This is a genomic window from Mucilaginibacter lappiensis (genome assembly GCF_050433765.1).
GTDB classification, from domain to species: domain Bacteria; phylum Bacteroidota; class Bacteroidia; order Sphingobacteriales; family Sphingobacteriaceae; genus Mucilaginibacter; species Mucilaginibacter lappiensis_A.
Genome location: NZ_JBNPWP010000010.1, coordinates 139,390 through 157,534, shown reverse-complemented (window position 1 = coordinate 157,534; position 18,145 = coordinate 139,390). Strand labels below are relative to the sequence as shown.

The following is an 18,145-nucleotide window of genomic DNA, read 5'->3' as shown; positions in this document are numbered from 1 at the left end:
GGCAAAGATATTTCCTCAATATTATCTAAATGTTAATTTCAACACGTTTAATGTTATGTTAATGTTAACAAATTATTGGCAATGGATTTATTACTAAAGCTCATTTAACTACCCGGCCATGCTTAGAGGCCACTTATAGCGAGCGGGTATCCCTATTTTTGAGTAGTGCCACCAGTCCCAATACAGGCCCTATAGCCAGCAGCATATAGATATACTGCGTATTGGCATTATTCCGGAGGGCGTTAATTAACTGGATGCTGATGATGGTAATAGAAAACCCAATACAATTCACTATGGTAAGCGCAGTACCTTTTGATGTTTCAGGTGCATTTTGAGCAACCAATGTAGAAAACATGGGCGAATCGGCAATAACCGCCAGGCTCCAGATAAACAGGAACACTATAAATGCAGCTACCGAATTATTAAATAAGAATAACGGAGATATCAAACAGCATATACCCGATAAACACAATGCTATAACAGCCGTTTTCTTGGCGCCCAAACGCTGAGAGATCAATCCGCTAAAAACGCAGGAAATACTGCCTGCCACAATGATCAGGAATGCTAAGAGCGGGATATTAAGACTTTGAGCGGGATGATGACCTTTATAAGCGGCCAGCATTACCGGCACAAATACCCAAAAGGCATATAATTCCCACATGTGCCCGAAGTACCCGAATGATACGGCCCTGAACTTGCTGTCACGGAAACTTTGTAAAAACCCGTTTAAGTTTAATTTTTGGCCGGGCTTGCGGTAAGGCCCATCGGGTACCCAAAAAAACATAGCCAACCCGCCCAATGCAGAAAGGGATGAAGTTGAAAAAATAACATACCTCCAGGGTAAGGCTGCCATCATGCTTTTCAAAAAATGAGGGAAGGCCGTTCCGATAACCAGGGCGCCCACCAAAAAGCCTAATGACTTCCCGAGCCCTTGCTGGTAATGGTCGGCTGCTATTTTCATCCCCACGGGGTAAATTCCCGCGAGGAAAAAACCAGTCATAAACCGGAGTAACATTAATCCGGATGAATTAATACTATGTATACTAACGGCCAGGTTAATAGCAGCGGCTACAATGGCGCAGGTAAAGAAAACGAGAGAGGGAGAAAATCTATCGGATATACTTAATATGGCAAAAATTAAAGTCCCCGTAATAAACCCAGCTTGTACTGCACTTGTGAGGTAAGCTAAATAAGCTGGTTCCAGGTGCAGTTGTTTAGCGATATCGGCCATAACAGCATTTCCTGCAAACCACAATGAGGTACAAAAAAACTGAGAAATAACTATTACAGGTAAAATCCTGTTCATTTTTTTCATGCCTGTTTCCATAAGTGTGAAGTGGTGAATTTAGAAGAAAATATCATAAATAAAACAGGTCCCGAATTAAATTTTCCATCCGTTTTTGTCACGTTTATATGGCAAAACAAGTCTTATTAACACTATGAAAAAAGTCCTTCTCCTTATCTTGGCAGCCTGTGTTTATAGTTACGCAAACGCGCAAGACTCTTTTAAAAGACTGGATAGCCTGTTTAATGGTCAATTTGCCGCAGGTCAGATAAATGGCAATGTGCTTGTGGCAGATCATGGCACTGTGATCTATAAAAAATCCTTTGGCTATGCGGATATCGCGAATAAGGTATTAAATACCGATCATTCAGCTTTTTTTCTTGCCTCAGTTTCAAAAACAATCACGTCAACGGCTGTTTTGCAATTGGTTCAAAAAAATAAGATTAGCTTAGATAGTCCGTTCAAACAATACTTTTCACAATTTCCATATCCTGATATTACCGTCAGAAATTTACTCTCACACACTTCCGGTTTACCGAGGGATAAGGAAGATATTTTTGATACCCTTTTAAAGGTACACCCTCAAAAAAAATTCAGTTATCACGATATTATACCAGCTTTACAGCAATCCCCTAAACCTTTAGCCTTTAAACCCGGTGATCAATTCAGCTACTCAAATATCAACTATAATTTGCTGGCGCTATTGGTTGAAAAAGCATCAAACATGCCATTTGATGCCTATCTTAAAAAATACATTTTTACTCCTGCGGGCATGACCGACACCTATCTTAGCAACCCGCAAGTGCCTCAAAAAAACAATGTTACCTATCGTTACCTTTATCCCAAACATTATTACCCCCATTTAAAGCTGGCAGATTCCGTTCCTACAACTACAGATACAAGTTATACCATATTTTGGGGGCAAGGAAATGTTATCAGCACAACAGCCGATCTGTTAAAGTTTGACCAGGCTTTGTATAATAATAAACTTGTAAATACCCAAATACTGGATGAAGCATTTAAACCAACTATACTAAACAATAAACAGGAAGTTGTGGCAGGCGGTGGCGTTTCGTACGGTTTAGGATGGTATATATTAAAGATCAAAGCTCACGAAAAGATTGTTTTTCATAATGGATATGTAAAAGGCTTAAGAAGTGTATTTATACGAAACTTGTCTAAAAATCAGACTGTAATTATTTTAGACAATGCCCAAAGTGGTGCAAATTTTATAACCGCGTCAAACGCCATCAGTATTTTGGATAACACGCCGCAGGAGAAACTCAAAATATCCGTTGCAGACAAATACGCCAAAATCCTGTTTGAATCGGGTGGTGATGTTGCAGGAAGTCGTTTAATTCAAATGCAAGCCGATACAGCTCATTACAGATATGTTGCGCATGAAATGGATTACATTGGCAACGAACTGCTTAATGATTCGTATACCGATAAAGCTTTGGAAGCCTTTAAGGTTAATTTATTATTAAACCCCACCAATCCCGAAATGTATAACAGCTACGGTAAAGCGTTAAACAAAGCCGGCAAAAAACAGGAAGCTATCCTGATTTACAAAAGAGCTCTTGCACTAAAACAGGATAATAAGGACGCAAAAGATGCCTTGGCCAAATTAGAAGATCATTAATTAATTTAACTAAGTCCCTACTCCCACTTAAAGGTTTTTACCGCTATCGCATATATGATCACAAACCATATCAGCAGGATCAGCAACTGGTGGGTAACATCGCCCAGGCCGGCGCCTTCAAAAGCTACCTTGCGCATGGCATTGTTTAAATGAGTTAGCGGCAATGCATTACTGATCACCTGCAGCCATTTGGGGAAAGCCGTAACTGAAAAGAATGTACCTGACAATAAAAACTGGGGCAGGGTAATGATATTGGATAACGGCGGAACGGTACTCTCATTTTTGGCGATACCCGATATGGTAAAGCCAAAGCCCATAAAAATAATAAGCCCTATGGCCGATAGCACCAGCATATTGAGCACCGTAGTTACGCCATGTACCAGGGTAAAGCCAAACATATAATGCCCAACCATGATAATAAACAACGACCCCAACAACGAAAACGTGAGCCTCGCTAAAGCCTCGCCTAATACTATGCTGTAGCGCTTAACCGGTGTGGCAAAAAAACGTTTAATAACCAGGGTTAAACGCAAACTCAAAAACACGAAAGCCGTACCAAAAACCCCGCTACTTAATAAGGAGAAACCCAGCTGCCCAGGGAGTATAAAATCAATGTATTTATATTCGCGGCCCTGTATAGTGGTTTCCCTGATTTCGGCAACCGGTGGTGCTCCCATCTGGGCGCTGTTATTAATATTGTAATAAATATTACTCAGTACCGACCGCAGGATGTTCCCTTTTTCGACAGAGGCTTTAGTGTATTGTACATTAATGGTAAACGGTGGCTTGCTGCTATTTTTTTGTACATTGATAATAGCATCAATGCTCCCTTTTGACAGGTTGCCATTCATTTCTTCGGTGGTTTGATCCTGTATCAGGCGCACCACCTTAATATTTTTTAAAGCCTGGTAAACCGGACTAATGGTATCGCAGGTTTTAGCTACGCCCACATCAACGGTAACACCGCCGCCGCCAATATTGGCAAAAACAATAATGAATATTAAAGGGAAAGCCAATGTAAATACCACCGCCGAAGGGCTGCGCAGTATAGACCGGAAACTGGCTTTGGCAATAGCCAGTGTTGCTCTTGTATTGCTATAAGGTTTTTGGTTCATTTCAATTTAGTCATTAGGTCATTTACCGTTGGTGTCACTGAGTCATTTGCATTTGGCGTTACTAAGCTGTCTTTTACTGCAAACTCAAAACGGCCAACTGCATATTCGCTCCCCCTTCAGGGAGCATAGGGACTCGGCCCTACCCTTCCCGCCATTCCTTACCGGTCAGGTTAATAAATACATCTTCCAGGTTGGCCAGTTTTACCTGCTTTTTGCGTTCAAAGCCTGTTGCTACCAGCTGATCGATAAAATGATCGGGGGTATCTATACCAATAATGTGGCCACCATCAACAAAGGCAACACGGTCGCACAGTACTTCGGCTTCGTCCATATAATGGGTAGTAATTACAACGGTAGTGCCCTGATCGCGGATCTCGCGGATCAAATCCCATAGGTTACGGCGGGCCTGCGGATCGAGGCCGGTAGTAGGTTCATCCAAAAAAATGATCCTCGGGTTATTGATAAGCGTGGTGGCAATTGAAAAACGTTGCTTTTGCCCGCCCGAAAGATCTTTGTATTTGGCTTTGGCCTTATCTGTTAATGCCACTTTTTCCAGCATTTCCATTGGGCTTTTATCAATGCCGTATAAGCCCGAAAACAGCACGATCAACTCAGACAGGTTAAGGTTTGGATAATAGCCTGCTGCCTGTAGTTGTACCCCGATACGTTTTTTAATGTCATCGGCATCGGTTTCAATATCAAAACCGTCAACAGTGATACGGCCTGATGTTTTTTCGCGCAGGGTTTCAATGATCTCGAGGGTGGTAGTTTTACCGGCTCCGTTGGGACCAAGCAAACCAAAAATTTCGCCCTCATACACTTCAAAACTAATGCCTTTTACGGCTGTAAAATCGCCATAGTTTTTTACCAGGTCGGTTACAGTGATAATTGGTTGTTTTGTCATACAGTAAAAATGCGGTAGATTAATGAATTAACCATGAGTTTTTTTGGTATCGCAGAATTTATACAAGCAACCAAGATTTTCATCTTAAGCTTTTGATCCTTTGCTAACAGGTTTTTGATGCTCCTTAACTATTTTTTCTTCGGCTGCTGTTTTTTCCTGATTCCAGCTAACGGTATCTCCATTTTTCATGATAAAATAGGTTTGATGTACAGATATTAAAAGGAGATACCGCATGATAATTTGTTTTTAAATAGTGTTATTTTATCAGGTGACCAATGGAATGCCATATTGATTCTGCTTGTTCGGCAGCTTTCATCAGCAGGTGGATAATTTGTATTGCAAGTAAAGTTTTCATGGTGTTTGTGATTTTATACTTCAAATGTGCTAACAGAATGGGTTTTTGTGTAATGTTTTTAGGCGAACCAAGCTAAACTTCCGGTAAACAGCCGAAAAATACCGATGAAATGAATCTGCTTTTAGTTGGTTGTTTTACAAATCCAGCAGGCCGCCATTTAAGTAACCAGGTTACCTATCAGCTGTGTAAATAAGGGCGAATGCTCTTGTAAGTAAACTATTAATGATATGATTGGAGTAAATAGAGTTTTCATAGCAATGTTGTTTTTTCTTCAAAATTGCTGTGCAGGCTGTATAGTTAACAAACCTTTTTGACCAAGCTTAGGAAATTTTCGGTGAATGGTAGAAAATTAAGGGTGAACGTTTTTACCGAAAGCTGAAGTTGAACAAAAAAGCCGGGCTAACCCGGCTTTCTGTTATTATTTACAAGTTTTGGCACATTCGCCAGAGGACTTGCAAGCCTTACTGCAATTATCCATACAACCAGACTTATCGCATGATTTTGAACATTTTGTACAGTGATTCATTTTGCTGTTGCAGCATGGGGTGTTTGCAAAAGATATAGCGCATATAGAGAATAGCATCACCATGGTGATGAAAAGAAACTTTTTCATGATTTAATTTTAAATGTTTAATAAATAATAATAGACCTAAACGGATAAGGTAGAGGCAGACGATATTATTATTAAACTTTTGGCGGACGCCAGGAGGACAGTGAATAAGCAGACAAGCTACCCAATTGGTATGCGGGGATAGCTGTTTCCTTTAGTGTAGGGATAATTGACGCAACACCTACCGGGTCGACTTTTAAAAAGCCGCAGCTATTGCAGGATAACATGTTTACACACATCCCCTGCCCGCAATCGTTTTTTGGCTGATGCTGGCATGGCTGGCTTTTCATCATTTTGTGGCAGCAGCTTTTAACAGCGGACATATGCGCCCCATTAGCCCTTACTGTAAAAACAGAAACAAGGACCATGCAGATAACTAAAAAAAGCGCTGTTACTTTCACTGCTGCAAATAACGGCAATTTGTTATAAAAAGTATAAAATGTTTGCCCAAAAGAGAGCGATTTGTGCGGGCCCTTTGTATCCTAAACCTAAAATCGTATTATTGGATAATGAAGAAAATTCTATCTAACCTAACCTTCCAGGTTCTTGTTGCCATTGCTTTGGGCGTAATCGTCGGGCTGAATTTTAAGGGATTTGGACCAACAGCCGAGATGATCAGCAAAATGTTTATCAGTCTGATCACCATGCTGATAGCCCCAATCATATTTTTCACCATAGTGCTGGGTATTGCCGGCATGAGCGATATGAAGAAGGTAGGCCGCGTAGGCGGTAAGGCCCTGCTTTACTTTGAAATAGTTACCACCTTTGCGCTGGTTATTGGCGTTACGGTTGCCAACCTCCTGAAACCCGGCGAAGGTTTTGTAAACCATACCGCTGTTGATACCAGCAAGCTTGCCGTTTACCAAAAAGCCGCCGAAGAAATGCACTGGGGCGATTTTTTTGCGCATATTATACCTGGTAATGCATTTGAAGCTTTTGCCAAAGGCGATATTTTGCAGATCCTGTTTTTTGCCATATTATTTGGTTTTGGACTAAGCAAAATGGGCGAAACGGGCCAATCCGTGATCCAGTTGTTTGATAAGCTGTCCAAAGTATTCTTCAACATCATGAAAATTGTGATGAAGGTGGCCCCTATTGGCGCATTTGGCGGGATGGCCTTTACTATTAGTAAGTATGGTATCAAAACATTACAGCCTTTAGCCATGCTCATGGGATCGGTTTACCTCACCATGTTCATGTTTATTTTTGTGGTGCTGAATATCATTTGCTACCTGTTTAAGTTTAGCTTGTGGCAATACCTTGTACATATTAAAGAAGAAATACTGATTGTGCTGGGAACCTCCTCGTCAGAATCGGCCCTACCGGGGATGATGGATAAGCTGGAGAAGTTCGGCTGTTCCAAATCGGTTGTTGGTTTGGTGATCCCTACCGGGTACTCTTTTAATTTGGATGGCACCACGATATACTTGTCCATGTCGGTTATATTTCTGGCACAGGTGTTTTATATCCCGCTATCATTATTTCAGGAGCTTACTATTATCGGTATTTTGATGATCACCTCCAAAGGCGCGGCAGGTGTAACGGGCAGCGGTTTTATTGTATTGACCAGCACCCTGGCAGCCATTAAAGTGATCCCGGTGGAGGGTGTGGCGATACTATTAGGGGTAGACAGGTTCATGTCCGAAGCCCGGGCCATCACCAACGTGATTGGTAATGGGGTTGCTACTATTGTAATTGCCAAGAGCGAGGGAGAATTTCATCCCCCCGGCCCCCTGAAGGGGGAGCTTTTGGATTAACGGGATACCCTGTTGTCTTTTAATTCCCTCCCCCGGGAGGGGTGCGGTGGATTGTGTAGTAGCAGGGAGGGGTTTATACGAGTGGTATAAATTTGCCATGTTTATGAAACCCCTTCCTCCTCCTTCCCGAGGGAAGGAATCGCACTTACCCACGCTCTCATGCAGTCACTCGGCTCCAGCCCATAAGTGTTGGGAAGAAATAAAAACGTTGTCATTTCGACGAGGAACGAGGAGAAATCTTATACGACCTGCAAATTCGCTTAGTATATTATACAAGATTTCTCTTTCGCCCCCTTGCACTTGTCCCCCCGCTCTATCGAAATGACAAACTTTTTTTTAGAAATTTACTCTTCCCAACACCTGTGGGCTGGAGCCGAGCGACTGTGTTTTTTATTATCGACTTGCTAATCAAAAGCCCCTCCTTCAGGGGGTCGGGGAGCAAATCGTTTTCAATTTCTTTGTTCTGTCCGGATTTAACGGCTCGTTGGTTTGGGCCAGGCGCTGGGCGCCTACGTTGGCAGGGCAGGCAATACCATTGGGGCCATCATAAATTAAACCCGGTTTAGAATCTACCAGTTCTTTTGGTACATATATTTGCGTGGTGGTTTGCTGATAACCATGCGGAATAAAACGGATATAATAACCATCGGGATGTAACGACCATATGCCTGACGGTACCTCAGGATCAGGTTGGGGTGCTAAACCGGCTATCATCGCATATTTTTCCATTTCCTCGTATGATGCATTACCGGATGCGGCCAACTGACGGATGTTATTTTCGGCTTCGAAAACGCTTTGAGCCGCAGGAGGCAATTGATCTTTGGCCTTGGCCATCAAACTGGCTGGCAATACGCCAAGGGCACCACCTTCCAGCATCAGCAATTCGTTTGGCGATAGCAGCCTGGTAGCTGTTAGTTTAATATCGGTGCCAAAATCGGCAAATTTGGTGCGGGCAATTATTGCCCATAATAACACCTGTATGCTGCGCTGGTTTACTTCGGGATGTGTTTCGGCATGTTTTAATATCAGTATCACCACATCGCGCTTGGGGCCTAAAACAGGTGCAAGCATATAGCCGTCGCCTGTGCTGGGACCGCGGGTACCGGCGTGCAGGCAATAGCTTTTGTTGGTCATTTCGTAAAAGCCGGCGCAAAGTTTATAGCTGCCTTCGGGAGTTTTTGGTAAAAGATATAGCGGTTCAGGTACCTGCCCTTCCATAAACGATGGCGGTTTCGAACCGGTTTTATCTACATCTTTAAAATTGGTGGTAATGGCCTGGGGTTGTTTCAGGATCTTGTTCAAGCCTCCGCCCGATGCCATTTCGCTGCCTTTATCCAAAAGCTTTTTTCCTAAACCGCCAAACTGGGCTTGTGCATGGGTACAAAACAGCAAGGCTATGAGCCATAAAATAAGGTTTTTGTTTTTCATATAACAGGTATGTAGTGTGATGCTAAATTAATTAAAATGATATTAAAAATAGGACTTTTACTCCCCCATATGTACACATCTTTTGGATATAAAAAAGCGTTCTTTCATAGCTAAAACAAAAAGGCATGTAATTTCAAGCGATAACGAGAAATCTTCGACAGTTATCTAAGAGCCCGGTCAACTAAACGCTGCCAATAAAAAGCTCCCCCCTTCAGGGGGTTGGGGGATTTTGTAAAAAGAATGCCATTGGTATAAATTTAATTTGACTTTATTGGCAATAACTTTAGCTTTGCCGTACTAAACGAAAAAAGCCAATGAGTGTTCTCGTAAATAAAGATTCTAAAGTTATTGTACAGGGTTTTACAGGTAACGAAGGTACTTACCACGCTACACAAATGATTGAGTACGGAACCCAGTTGGTTGGTGGTGTTACACCAGGTAAAGGCGGTCAGAAGCATTTGAACAAACCAGTTTTTAATACCGTTAAAGACGCGGTTACCGAAACAGGCGCCGATGTATCTATCATATTTGTACCTCCTGCTTTCGCGGCTGATGCCATTATGGAAGCTGCCGAGGCTGGTATAAAAGTTATTGTTTGTATTACCGAGGGTATCCCTACTAAGGATATGATACTGGTAAAAGAATACTTAACTGATAAGGACGCACGTTTGATTGGCCCTAACTGCCCTGGTATTATTACTGCCGATGAAAGCAAGATTGGCATTATGCCGGGCTTTATCTTTAAAAAAGGTAATGTGGGTGTGGTTTCAAAATCAGGCACCTTAACTTACGAAGCTGTTGACCAGGTGGTTAAAGCCGGTTTGGGCATCACTACTGCCATAGGTATTGGTGGCGACCCGATCATCGGTACACCTACCAAAGAAGCTGTTGAACTATTGATGAATGATCCTGATACACACGGCATTATTATGATAGGCGAAATTGGCGGAAACATGGAAGCTGAAGCTGCACGCTGGATCAAAGAAAACGGCACTAAACCGGTAGTTGGTTTCATAGCCGGCCAAACAGCGCCTCCGGGACGTCGTATGGGCCACGCAGGTGCTATTGTTGGCGGTGCCGATGATACTGCAGCTGCAAAAATGAAGATCATGACCGAGTGCGGTATCCGCGTGGTTGAATCACCTGCCGAAATTGGCGCTGCCATGGCAGAAGAATTAGCAAAGTTGGCTAAGTTAGCTTAAGCCCCCTAACCCCCTGAAGGGGGAACTGGAAAAATATATAGAAAAATCCTGGTCTGTTGGCCGGGATTTTTTTGTTGGTCATTTTTCGGATCACAGTTTATTGTCTGAACCGGGATTTATAGGATTAAAAGATTACGGGATTTTGATTTGCCCCGCTTCTATTGAACCAATAAATCATGCAATCCTAAAATCCTATAAATCCCGGTTCAGACAACTCCCCAAATAGCGTCAAACCAATGTAAACATCCCCTTTTAAAACAATCCGTACCAGCTAATTGTCGTATATTTAAGTAAATGAAGGATGATCTTCAATCAATAATTCGTTAATTCAATAATTCAATAATTGTAAATGAAGGATGATCTTCAATCAATAATTCGCTAATTCAATAACTCAATAATTAATAATGGAATACAATCAATTAACGCCCGAAGAAGAACGGGTGATATTATATAAAGGAACCGAAAGACCGTTTACCGGAGCTTTGTTAGATAATAAGGCGGAGGGTTTATACGTGTGTAAGCGTTGTGATACCCCCTTATATACTTCTGAATCGAAATTTAACTCGCATTGTGGCTGGCCAAGTTTTGATGATGAAATACCTGGTGCGGTTAAAAGAGTACCTGACGCCGACGGACACCGTGTAGAAATTGTATGTGCCAATTGCGGTGCGCATTTGGGCCATGTGTTCGAGGGGGAATATCTTACCCCTAAAAACACTCGCCATTGTGTTAACTCGGTATCGATGAAATTTGTGTCGGCCGGCGATTTAAAATAACTAACACAACTTTTAGGAATATCCTGATCAATGGCAGTTTTTCGGGATATTTTGTTTTCCACAATTGGGTACCCGGGTCATATTTTTCATCAGATTTCCAAATTTCAATTGACACTTAGCAAACACATTATGCTATTTGCAACAATTGTCGGTGTTAAGTCAAGTAATTTATAATGTTAAATTATTATTTTTTGCAAGTCTTTAAGCCGCTACTTTTTCTGGTGTTTTTTAAATAGCTGTAATCAAGTTCATTAATTTTCGATGATTTAAGTCATATTAAAAATAATCATACAAAGTGTTAATAACTCGGGCCTTTGTTAAAAACTAACACTAAAATCTTAAGTACTCAAACATTAACTTTGTTGTGCAAGGTATTCGAAAGACAGCGGGATGTATTCATTATCCAATATTCAAAAACTTGTCTGTCAGTAAGTTACAAAATAAAAAGTGCGATTGGGCAGGCTAATCGCAAAAACAACAAAGCTTTATTTTAAATAAGGCTGGCTTTCGTGTCTGGTGGCGCTAAGTAAAGAAATAACGATATAAAAACAGGTATCTATGAAACAGGAAGACGAAATATTACTGAGAGAGAACAAGGACAGATTTGTGATACTGCCTATCAAGTATCCCGCTATCTGGGAAATGTATAAGAAGGCTGAGGCCAGCTTTTGGACGGCCGAGGAAATCGACCTCTCGGACGATATGAAGCACTGGGAAAACCTGAATCCGGGCGAGAAACACTTTATTTCGCATATCCTTGCATTTTTTGCTGCAAGTGATGGTATTGTGAACGAAAACCTGGCAGTAAACTTCATGAGCGAGGTTCAGTTACCTGAGGCACGCTGTTTTTACGGTTTCCAGATCATGATGGAGAACATCCACTCTGAAACTTATGCTTTGTTAATAGATACTTATATAAAAGATCCGGCCGAAAAAGACCGCCTGTTCCACGCTATTGAAACCGTACCATGTGTTGGTAAGAAAGCGGAATGGGCCATGCGCTGGATAAATGAAGGCAACTTTGCCGAGCGACTGGTGGCTTTTGCCGCTGTTGAGGGCATTTTCTTTTCGGGCAGTTTTTGCTCTATATTCTGGCTTAAAAAACGCGGTCTGATGCCGGGGCTTACCTTTAGCAATGAGCTGATATCGCGCGATGAAGGCTCACACTGTGAATTTGCCTGCTTGCTGTACAAAATGCTGCAAACCAGGTTACCTGCCGAGCAAGTTACCAAGATCATTACCGATGCGGTTGAAATTGAAAAAGAATTTGTTACCGATGCCCTGCCGGTTAACCTGATTGGTATGAATGCCAAAATGATGAGCCAGTACATTGAATTTGTGGCCGACAGATGGCTTGGCGAACTGGGTTACGAAAAACATTATGGCGCCAGCAACCCATTTGATTTTATGGAAATGATATCATTACAGGGAAAAACCAATTTCTTTGAAAAACGTGTAGGCGACTACCAAAAAAGCGGCGTGCTCAACAACGCCGAAAGCAAAGCGTTTTCACTGGATGAGGATTTTTAAGCGAGTATCAAGTAGTTAGTATCGAGTATCAAGACAAAATCAATCCTGATACCCACAACTAATTACCTGATACTAAATAAAAACAGTTGGTAAAAAGTCGTGATACCTGATACTAACTACTTGATACTAAAATAACATATATTATATACACAAGTTGGTTCAGGTCTTGCTACTTGATACTAACTACTAAATACTCGGAATATGCTCGTAGTAAAAAGAGACGGTAGAAAAGAATCCGTAAAATTCGACAAGATCACAGCACGTATTGAAAAATTGTGCTATGGGTTTAATTTAGTTGACCCTATTGATGTGGCCAAAAAGGTAATTGAAGGCTTGTTTGATGGTGTAACCACCTCTGAGCTGGATAACCTTGCTGCCGAAACTGCGGCTTCGTTAACAACAAAGCACCCTGACTATGCTTTGCTGGCTTCGCGCATAGCAGTATCAAACCTGCACAAAAACACCATTAAATCGTTTTCAGAAACCATGCGTTTGCTGCATGAATATATTGACCCTAAAACCGGTAAGGATGCATCGCTTATTGCTGATGATGTATGGGAAGTTATTCAAACAAACGCCGAGCTTTTAGACAGTACCATTATTTACGACCGCGATTTTGGTTTTGATTATTTCGGCTTTAAAACCCTTGAAAAATCATACCTGCTAAAAATTAACGGCAAAATAGCCGAGCGCCCGCAGCACCTGTTTATGCGTGTATCGGTTGGTATCCATAAACATGATATTGAAAGCGCTATTAAAACATACCATTTAATGAGCGAGCGCTGGTTTACACATGCTACGCCTACCTTGTTTAACGCCGGTACACCAAAACCACAAATGTCGTCGTGCTTTTTATTAACCATGAAGGATGACAGTATTGATGGTATATATGATACTTTAAAACAAACCGCCAAAATATCACAAAGTGCAGGTGGTATTGGTTTAAGCATACACAATGTAAGGGCTACAGGCTCCTACATTAGCGGTACAAACGGTACCAGCAATGGTATTATCCCAATGCTGCGTGTGTTTAATGATACCGCCCGTTATGTTGATCAGGGTGGTGGCAAACGTAAAGGCGCCTTCGCTATTTACCTGGAGCCATGGCATGCCGATATATTTGAATTTTTAGACCTGCGTAAAAATCACGGTAAAGAAGAAATGCGTGCCCGCGACTTGTTCTACGCCCTTTGGGTATCAGACTTGTTCATGGAACGTGTTGAAGCCAACGAGGATTGGAGCTTGTTCTGTCCGCATGAAGCACCGGGATTGGCCGATTGCTTCGGCGCCGAATTTGTTGCCTTATATACCAAATACGAAAAAGAAGGCCGTGCACGTAAAGTGATCAAAGCACAGGATCTTTGGTTTGCGGTATTGGATGCCCAGGTTGAAACAGGTACACCATATCTTTTATACAAGGATGCTGCCAACAGCAAATCGAACCAGCAAAATTTAGGTACTATAAAAAGTTCAAACTTGTGTACCGAAATTATGGAATATACCGATGCCAATGAAATAGCGGTTTGTAACCTGGCTTCGTTAGCATTGCCACGTTACGTTATTGATGGTGCTTTTGATCATCAGAAATTATATGATGTAACTTACCAGGCTACCATTAACCTTAACCGTATTATTGATGGTAACTACTACCCGGTTGCCGAAGCCGAATACTCAAATTTAAGGCACCGCCCTATTGGTTTAGGTGTACAAGGTTTGGCCGATGCCTTTATCCAGCTGCGCCTGCCATTTGAAAGTGATGAGGCAAAACAACTGAATAAGGAAATATTTGAAACCATCTACTTTGCAGCCATGACAGCTTCAAAAGATCTGGCCATTGCCGAAGGTCCGTATGAAACATTTAAAGGTTCGCCGTTGTCAAAAGGTAAATTCCAGTTTGATCTTTGGAATGTATCGCCAGCCAGCACCCGTTGGGATTGGGAAAACCTGCGTTTGGATGTAATGAACCATGGTGTGCGTAACTCCCTGTTAGTTGCACCAATGCCAACCGCGTCAACCTCACAAATATTGGGTAATAACGAGTGCTTTGAGCCATATACCTCAAACATTTACACCCGCAGGGTATTAAGCGGAGAGTTCATTGTAGTAAACAAATATTTACTGCGCGATCTGGTTAATCTTGGCTTGTGGACACCTGCCATGAAAGATAAGATCATCACCGCGAACGGATCTATCCAGGATATTGCCGAAATACCTGCAGAGATAAAAGAACTATACAAAACAGTTTGGGAAATAAAAATGCGTAACATTATTGACATGGCTGCTGACAGGGGCGCTTATGTTTGCCAATCGCAATCATTAAACCTGTTCATCAACTCGCCAAACGCGTCCAAACTAACTTCAATGCACTTCTACGCATGGAAAAAAGGTTTAAAAACAGGTATGTACTACCTGCGTACGCAAGCTGCATCACAAGCTGTTAAGTTTACCGTTGAAAACCAGGGCGGTTCAAACATGGAGCCGGTAATACCAGCAGTGGTTGATGCCGTAGTTGACGGATTACCTGAAGGCCCGTCATGCTCAATGGAAGAAGGTTGCGTAACCTGCTCGGCATAAGTTTTAGGATTAAGGACTTTTAGATCAAAGACTGATAGACAAAAGATAATGACAATAATTGATAGTCCATGAACTGCGGTTCATGGACTATTTTGTTTATTGACATTTATATTTCAATATTCATTTCAACTTTAACTACTTTCGTTCACAACAATGCATACCAAACACGAGATCATCCGTTGCGAACGCTGCGAGGCCCCTTTTGAATGTAAAGCCAATTCATTCACCAAGTGTCAGTGCAGCACCGTGCAGCTCAGCCTCAATGAGGTGCAATACGTAAGCGAACTCTACGAAGGATGCCTGTGCGCTAACTGCCTGCTGGTTATTCAGCAGGAGTATAGGGTGAGTATGGGGTTGGGGTAGCCACTCCACAAGTCATCCCCGGATTTATTTCGGGATCCCACAGGACAGGTAACTATTATTTTGTACAGCATAGCATTTGAGATGCTGAAACAAGTTCAGCATGACAATTAAATCCTGATAAAAAACTATGCCAATGTTGGTGTTATGCCAATGTTGGTGTTGTCACCAACATTATATGCTAAGTTCAATGTAGTTGTTAGTGACAACACCAACAACGGCGTGAAAGTCGTCCCGAATTTATTTATGGATTACAAATTACTGGCAATCAAAATGTTGCATAGCATGTGAGATACTGAAACAAGTTCAGCATGACAATTATAACTTGTATAAAACGTCCCGATTAATCCTTTTCCATTAAACCAAGTCAAATATGCGTACATCCTTTAGTTGGCTGTACCATTAAAATTATCACCATGAAAAAGAGATTTCTTGCATATGCATTTTTATTAGCAGCTATAGTATCAGTAACCTCAGGTTGCGTGGTACGCGACGGATACGGAAACCGCAGGCACCATCATGACAGGTACCATAACGGATATAATGATAATGGCTATGATCGTGGCCATCATGACCATGATCGCGGTTATTAATTTTTGATTAAGTGAGTTGATTTGATAAATGATGAAAGGGCGGTGATTATATCATCGCTCTTTTTTGTTTTAACTTATATATGCTCAATTAAATTGTATCTTGTTTTACTAAACCAACCTTAACTTCAATGATCCGCTATTTCCCTTTAAACAACCGCCATAATAAACTATATGAAGAAATAGGTGAAACCATCAAACAGTATTACCCTATCGGAGTAAGGCCCGATTCCCCTGAATATAAGGAGCATCCCGGAATAAAAAAAATCATGGCGATTATTGAAGAAAATGCAACCCAAAATAAAAAATTTACTAAACCATGGGTTGACTTCCTTAAAAAGCTACGCAGTGGGTCAAAAAGAAAGATACACAACAATAGCCTTCCACATGATCTGTCTTTTAGCGGTGAGCTGATTCTGGAAAGCTACCAGGATGAATCGCTACAAAGAACAAAAAAGCTTATTTTTTCGATTAGCTTAATTGCTCCTTTCTTTTCCATATATGGTGTTGATGAAACTGCCATAAAAGAGCAGGACGATGAATTTGGACGAGCCTACCGTGCCATTAATGTAATCACAGAATCGCCATACAAAGAGTTTGAAATCGATTTTAATTATTTACAGTACGAAATTGAAGCACAGTTTAATGGTTATAAATTCGTTCCGGTAAGGGTCAGTATGTTTCACGTGGAGAACTTGCACACGCCGTATAGTAATCTTGATGAATGCAAATTACATAATGCTTTATTTAATGGCTACTTTGATTTTACACCTTCTACGCCTTTTCGGGGTGAAATGTATTATGGCAGCGGCCCCAGCAATAACATTACTGTTGAACTGTTACCGCCCCCACCAATGGCTTAATACTAATCTGATAAACAAATAATTCCGTTTTAAAATCCGACTCTCACACTCGCGCCCACTCTCCACCAACCAATTACAAAAAACTTTTTCGTTCAACCCCTTGAAAATCAAAAAATAGTCCCTACCTTTGCAGTCCTTAAAATAAGGATAAAACTGTAAATACAAAAAAGGAAAAATGCCTACTATTCAACAATTAGTTAGAAAAGGTAGAGTAGCTCTGGTTGACAAGAGTAAGTCGCCAGCGTTGGACAGCTGTCCACAGCGAAGAGGCGTATGCACACGCGTGTATACCACTACCCCTAAAAAACCAAACTCAGCAATGCGTAAAGTTGCCCGTGTGCGCTTAACCAACGGAAAAGAAGTGAATGCTTATATCCCGGGTGAAGGTCACAACTTACAGGAGCACTCTATCGTTTTGATCCGCGGTGGTCGTGTTAAGGATTTACCAGGTGTACGTTATCACATCATCCGTGGTGCATTAGATACATCAGGTGTAGCAGGCCGTAACCAACGCCGTTCAAAATACGGAACTAAACGTCCTAAACCAGGTCAGGTAGCAGCAGCGCCAGCAAAAGGTAAAAAGAAATAATTAAAGGAGGATAGATAGCAATGAGAAAGTCAAAACCAAAAAAGAGAATTATCCTTCCTGATCCAAAGTTCAATGATACTTTGGTAACAAGGTTCGTAAATAACATGATGTATGATGGTAAAAAATCAACCGCATACGCTATATTTTACAACGCAGTTGAAATTGTTGAAAAGAAAACCAGCGAAAGCGGTTTAGAAACCTGGAAAAAGGCTTTAAACAATGTAATGCCTGCGGTTGAAGTTAAATCACGCCGTGTAGGTGGTGCTAACTTCCAGGTGCCAACAGAAGTTCGTCCGGAGCGTAAAATTGCTTTGGGTATGAAATGGCTGATCAGCTATGCCCGTCGTCGTGGTGAAAAAACCATGATGGAGAAATTAGCCGGCGAGATCATGTCAGCAGCTAAAGGTGAAGGTGCAGCAGTGAAGAAAAAAGAAGATACGCATAAAATGGCTGAAGCCAACAAAGCGTTCTCACACTTTAGATTCTAATAAAAGGATTACACCGATTTAATATAAGATTGCACCGATTTTGCTATGATTGCATCATCGGTGCAATTATTAAATAA

Annotated in this window: 17 protein-coding genes; 11 read left to right on the top strand and 6 right to left on the bottom strand. The window is 41.5% G+C overall.

Features of this window, described 5'->3' with window-relative positions; all coding sequences use genetic code 11:
* Positions 1-133: 133 nt before the first annotated feature.
* Positions 134-1,306, bottom strand: a complete 1,173-nt coding sequence (locus tag M2273_RS24730) for an MFS transporter (RefSeq protein ID WP_429400451.1) — start codon at positions 1,304-1,306, stop codon at positions 134-136.
* A 133-nt stretch (positions 1,307-1,439) separates the two neighbouring features.
* On the opposite strand from M2273_RS24730, the gene M2273_RS24725 reads away from it, so the two are divergent.
* Positions 1,440-2,927, top strand: coding sequence for a serine hydrolase (locus tag M2273_RS24725; RefSeq protein ID WP_429400450.1), 1,488 nt, complete (start codon positions 1,440-1,442; stop codon positions 2,925-2,927).
* A 17-nt stretch (positions 2,928-2,944) separates the two neighbouring features.
* Here the strand turns inward: M2273_RS24725 and M2273_RS24720 are convergent, their stop codons facing one another.
* The 4 genes from M2273_RS24720 to M2273_RS24705 form a co-directional block, all read right to left on the bottom strand.
* Positions 2,945-4,042, bottom strand: a complete 1,098-nt coding sequence (locus M2273_RS24720; protein ID WP_429400449.1) for an ABC transporter permease — start codon at positions 4,040-4,042, stop codon at positions 2,945-2,947.
* A 139-nt stretch (positions 4,043-4,181) separates the two neighbouring features.
* On the bottom strand, positions 4,182-4,946 hold the full coding sequence (locus M2273_RS24715) for an ABC transporter ATP-binding protein (protein WP_429400448.1): 765 nt from the start codon (positions 4,944-4,946) through the stop codon (positions 4,182-4,184).
* A gap of 84 nt (positions 4,947-5,030) precedes the next feature.
* Positions 5,031-5,180 carry a hypothetical protein gene (locus tag M2273_RS24710; RefSeq protein ID WP_429400447.1) on the bottom strand — a complete coding sequence of 50 codons (150 nt, stop codon included), beginning with the start codon at positions 5,178-5,180 and terminating at the stop codon, positions 5,031-5,033.
* An 805-nt stretch (positions 5,181-5,985) separates the two neighbouring features.
* On the bottom strand, positions 5,986-6,204 hold the full coding sequence (locus M2273_RS24705) for a hypothetical protein (RefSeq protein WP_429400446.1): 219 nt from the start codon (positions 6,202-6,204) through the stop codon (positions 5,986-5,988).
* Positions 6,205-6,420: 216 nt separating this feature from the next.
* Here M2273_RS24705 and dctA point away from each other — a divergent pair, with 216 nt between their 5' ends.
* Positions 6,421-7,668 carry a C4-dicarboxylate transporter DctA gene (gene dctA / locus M2273_RS24700; RefSeq protein ID WP_429400445.1) on the top strand — a complete coding sequence of 416 codons (1,248 nt, stop codon included), beginning with the start codon at positions 6,421-6,423 and terminating at the stop codon, positions 7,666-7,668.
* A 423-nt stretch (positions 7,669-8,091) separates the two neighbouring features.
* On the opposite strand, the gene M2273_RS24695 is transcribed toward dctA, so the two are convergent.
* Positions 8,092-9,096 carry a hypothetical protein gene (locus M2273_RS24695; RefSeq protein ID WP_429400444.1) on the bottom strand — a complete coding sequence of 335 codons (1,005 nt, stop codon included), beginning with the start codon at positions 9,094-9,096 and terminating at the stop codon, positions 8,092-8,094.
* A gap of 314 nt (positions 9,097-9,410) precedes the next feature.
* Between M2273_RS24695 and sucD the strand changes: the two genes are divergently transcribed.
* The 9 genes from sucD to rpsG all read left to right on the top strand — a co-directional run bounded on the left by sucD (position 9,411) and on the right by rpsG (position 18,068).
* A complete protein-coding gene (sucD, locus tag M2273_RS24690; protein WP_429400443.1) occupies positions 9,411-10,298 on the top strand; it encodes a succinate--CoA ligase subunit alpha in 888 nt (295 codons plus the stop codon).
* 404 nt (positions 10,299-10,702) lie between these two features.
* A complete protein-coding gene (locus M2273_RS24685) occupies positions 10,703-11,074 on the top strand; it encodes a methionine-R-sulfoxide reductase (protein ID WP_429400442.1) in 372 nt (123 codons plus the stop codon).
* Between the two features lie 558 nt (positions 11,075-11,632).
* The gene (locus M2273_RS24680; protein WP_429400441.1) at positions 11,633-12,604 is read left to right on the top strand and encodes a ribonucleoside-diphosphate reductase small subunit; all 972 of its coding nucleotides are present in this window, start codon (positions 11,633-11,635) and stop codon (positions 12,602-12,604) included.
* A gap of 201 nt (positions 12,605-12,805) precedes the next feature.
* The gene (locus M2273_RS24675; RefSeq protein ID WP_429400440.1) at positions 12,806-15,178 is read left to right on the top strand and encodes a ribonucleoside-diphosphate reductase subunit alpha; all 2,373 of its coding nucleotides are present in this window, start codon (positions 12,806-12,808) and stop codon (positions 15,176-15,178) included.
* A gap of 153 nt (positions 15,179-15,331) precedes the next feature.
* Positions 15,332-15,541, top strand: coding sequence for a cysteine-rich CWC family protein (locus tag M2273_RS24670; RefSeq protein ID WP_429400439.1), 210 nt, complete (start codon positions 15,332-15,334; stop codon positions 15,539-15,541).
* 413 nt (positions 15,542-15,954) lie between these two features.
* The gene (locus M2273_RS24665; RefSeq protein WP_429400438.1) at positions 15,955-16,131 is read left to right on the top strand and encodes a hypothetical protein; all 177 of its coding nucleotides are present in this window, start codon (positions 15,955-15,957) and stop codon (positions 16,129-16,131) included.
* A 128-nt stretch (positions 16,132-16,259) separates the two neighbouring features.
* On the top strand, positions 16,260-16,991 hold the full coding sequence (locus tag M2273_RS24660; protein WP_429400437.1) for a hypothetical protein: 732 nt from the start codon (positions 16,260-16,262) through the stop codon (positions 16,989-16,991).
* A gap of 175 nt (positions 16,992-17,166) precedes the next feature.
* On the top strand, positions 17,167-17,580 hold the full coding sequence (gene rpsL, locus M2273_RS24655; protein ID WP_079641421.1) for a 30S ribosomal protein S12: 414 nt from the start codon (positions 17,167-17,169) through the stop codon (positions 17,578-17,580).
* A 20-nt stretch (positions 17,581-17,600) separates the two neighbouring features.
* Entirely contained in the window at positions 17,601-18,068 is a 468-nt protein-coding gene (gene rpsG, locus M2273_RS24650) for a 30S ribosomal protein S7 (RefSeq protein ID WP_429400436.1), read from the top strand.
* The last annotated feature ends 77 nt before the right edge of the window (positions 18,069-18,145 follow it).

Bases quoted from the DNA above. Each gene is read 5' to 3' on its own strand.
- M2273_RS24685 (WP_429400442.1), top strand. From the start codon at position 10,703: ATGGAATACAATCAATTAACGCCCGAAGAAGAACGGGTGATATTATAT.
- rpsL (WP_079641421.1), top strand. From the start codon at position 17,167: ATGCCTACTATTCAACAATTAGTTAGAAAAGGTAGAGTAGCTCTGGTT.
- M2273_RS24680 (WP_429400441.1), top strand. From the start codon at position 11,633: ATGAAACAGGAAGACGAAATATTACTGAGAGAGAACAAGGACAGATTT.
- M2273_RS24725 (WP_429400450.1), top strand. From the start codon at position 1,440: ATGAAAAAAGTCCTTCTCCTTATCTTGGCAGCCTGTGTTTATAGTTAC.
- sucD (WP_429400443.1), top strand. From the start codon at position 9,411: ATGAGTGTTCTCGTAAATAAAGATTCTAAAGTTATTGTACAGGGTTTT.
- M2273_RS24715 (WP_429400448.1), bottom strand. From the start codon at position 4,946: ATGACAAAACAACCAATTATCACTGTAACCGACCTGGTAAAAAACTAT.
- M2273_RS24720 (WP_429400449.1), bottom strand. From the start codon at position 4,042: ATGAACCAAAAACCTTATAGCAATACAAGAGCAACACTGGCTATTGCC.
- M2273_RS24695 (WP_429400444.1), bottom strand. From the start codon at position 9,096: ATGAAAAACAAAAACCTTATTTTATGGCTCATAGCCTTGCTGTTTTGT.
- M2273_RS24660 (WP_429400437.1), top strand. From the start codon at position 16,260: ATGATCCGCTATTTCCCTTTAAACAACCGCCATAATAAACTATATGAA.
- dctA (WP_429400445.1), top strand. From the start codon at position 6,421: ATGAAGAAAATTCTATCTAACCTAACCTTCCAGGTTCTTGTTGCCATT.
- M2273_RS24705 (WP_429400446.1), bottom strand. From the start codon at position 6,204: ATGATGAAAAGCCAGCCATGCCAGCATCAGCCAAAAAACGATTGCGGG.
- rpsG (WP_429400436.1), top strand. From the start codon at position 17,601: ATGAGAAAGTCAAAACCAAAAAAGAGAATTATCCTTCCTGATCCAAAG.
- M2273_RS24665 (WP_429400438.1), top strand. From the start codon at position 15,955: ATGAAAAAGAGATTTCTTGCATATGCATTTTTATTAGCAGCTATAGTA.
- M2273_RS24730 (WP_429400451.1), bottom strand. From the start codon at position 1,306: ATGAACAGGATTTTACCTGTAATAGTTATTTCTCAGTTTTTTTGTACC.
- M2273_RS24675 (WP_429400440.1), top strand. From the start codon at position 12,806: ATGCTCGTAGTAAAAAGAGACGGTAGAAAAGAATCCGTAAAATTCGAC.
- M2273_RS24670 (WP_429400439.1), top strand. From the start codon at position 15,332: ATGCATACCAAACACGAGATCATCCGTTGCGAACGCTGCGAGGCCCCT.
- M2273_RS24710 (WP_429400447.1), bottom strand. From the start codon at position 5,180: ATGCGGTATCTCCTTTTAATATCTGTACATCAAACCTATTTTATCATG.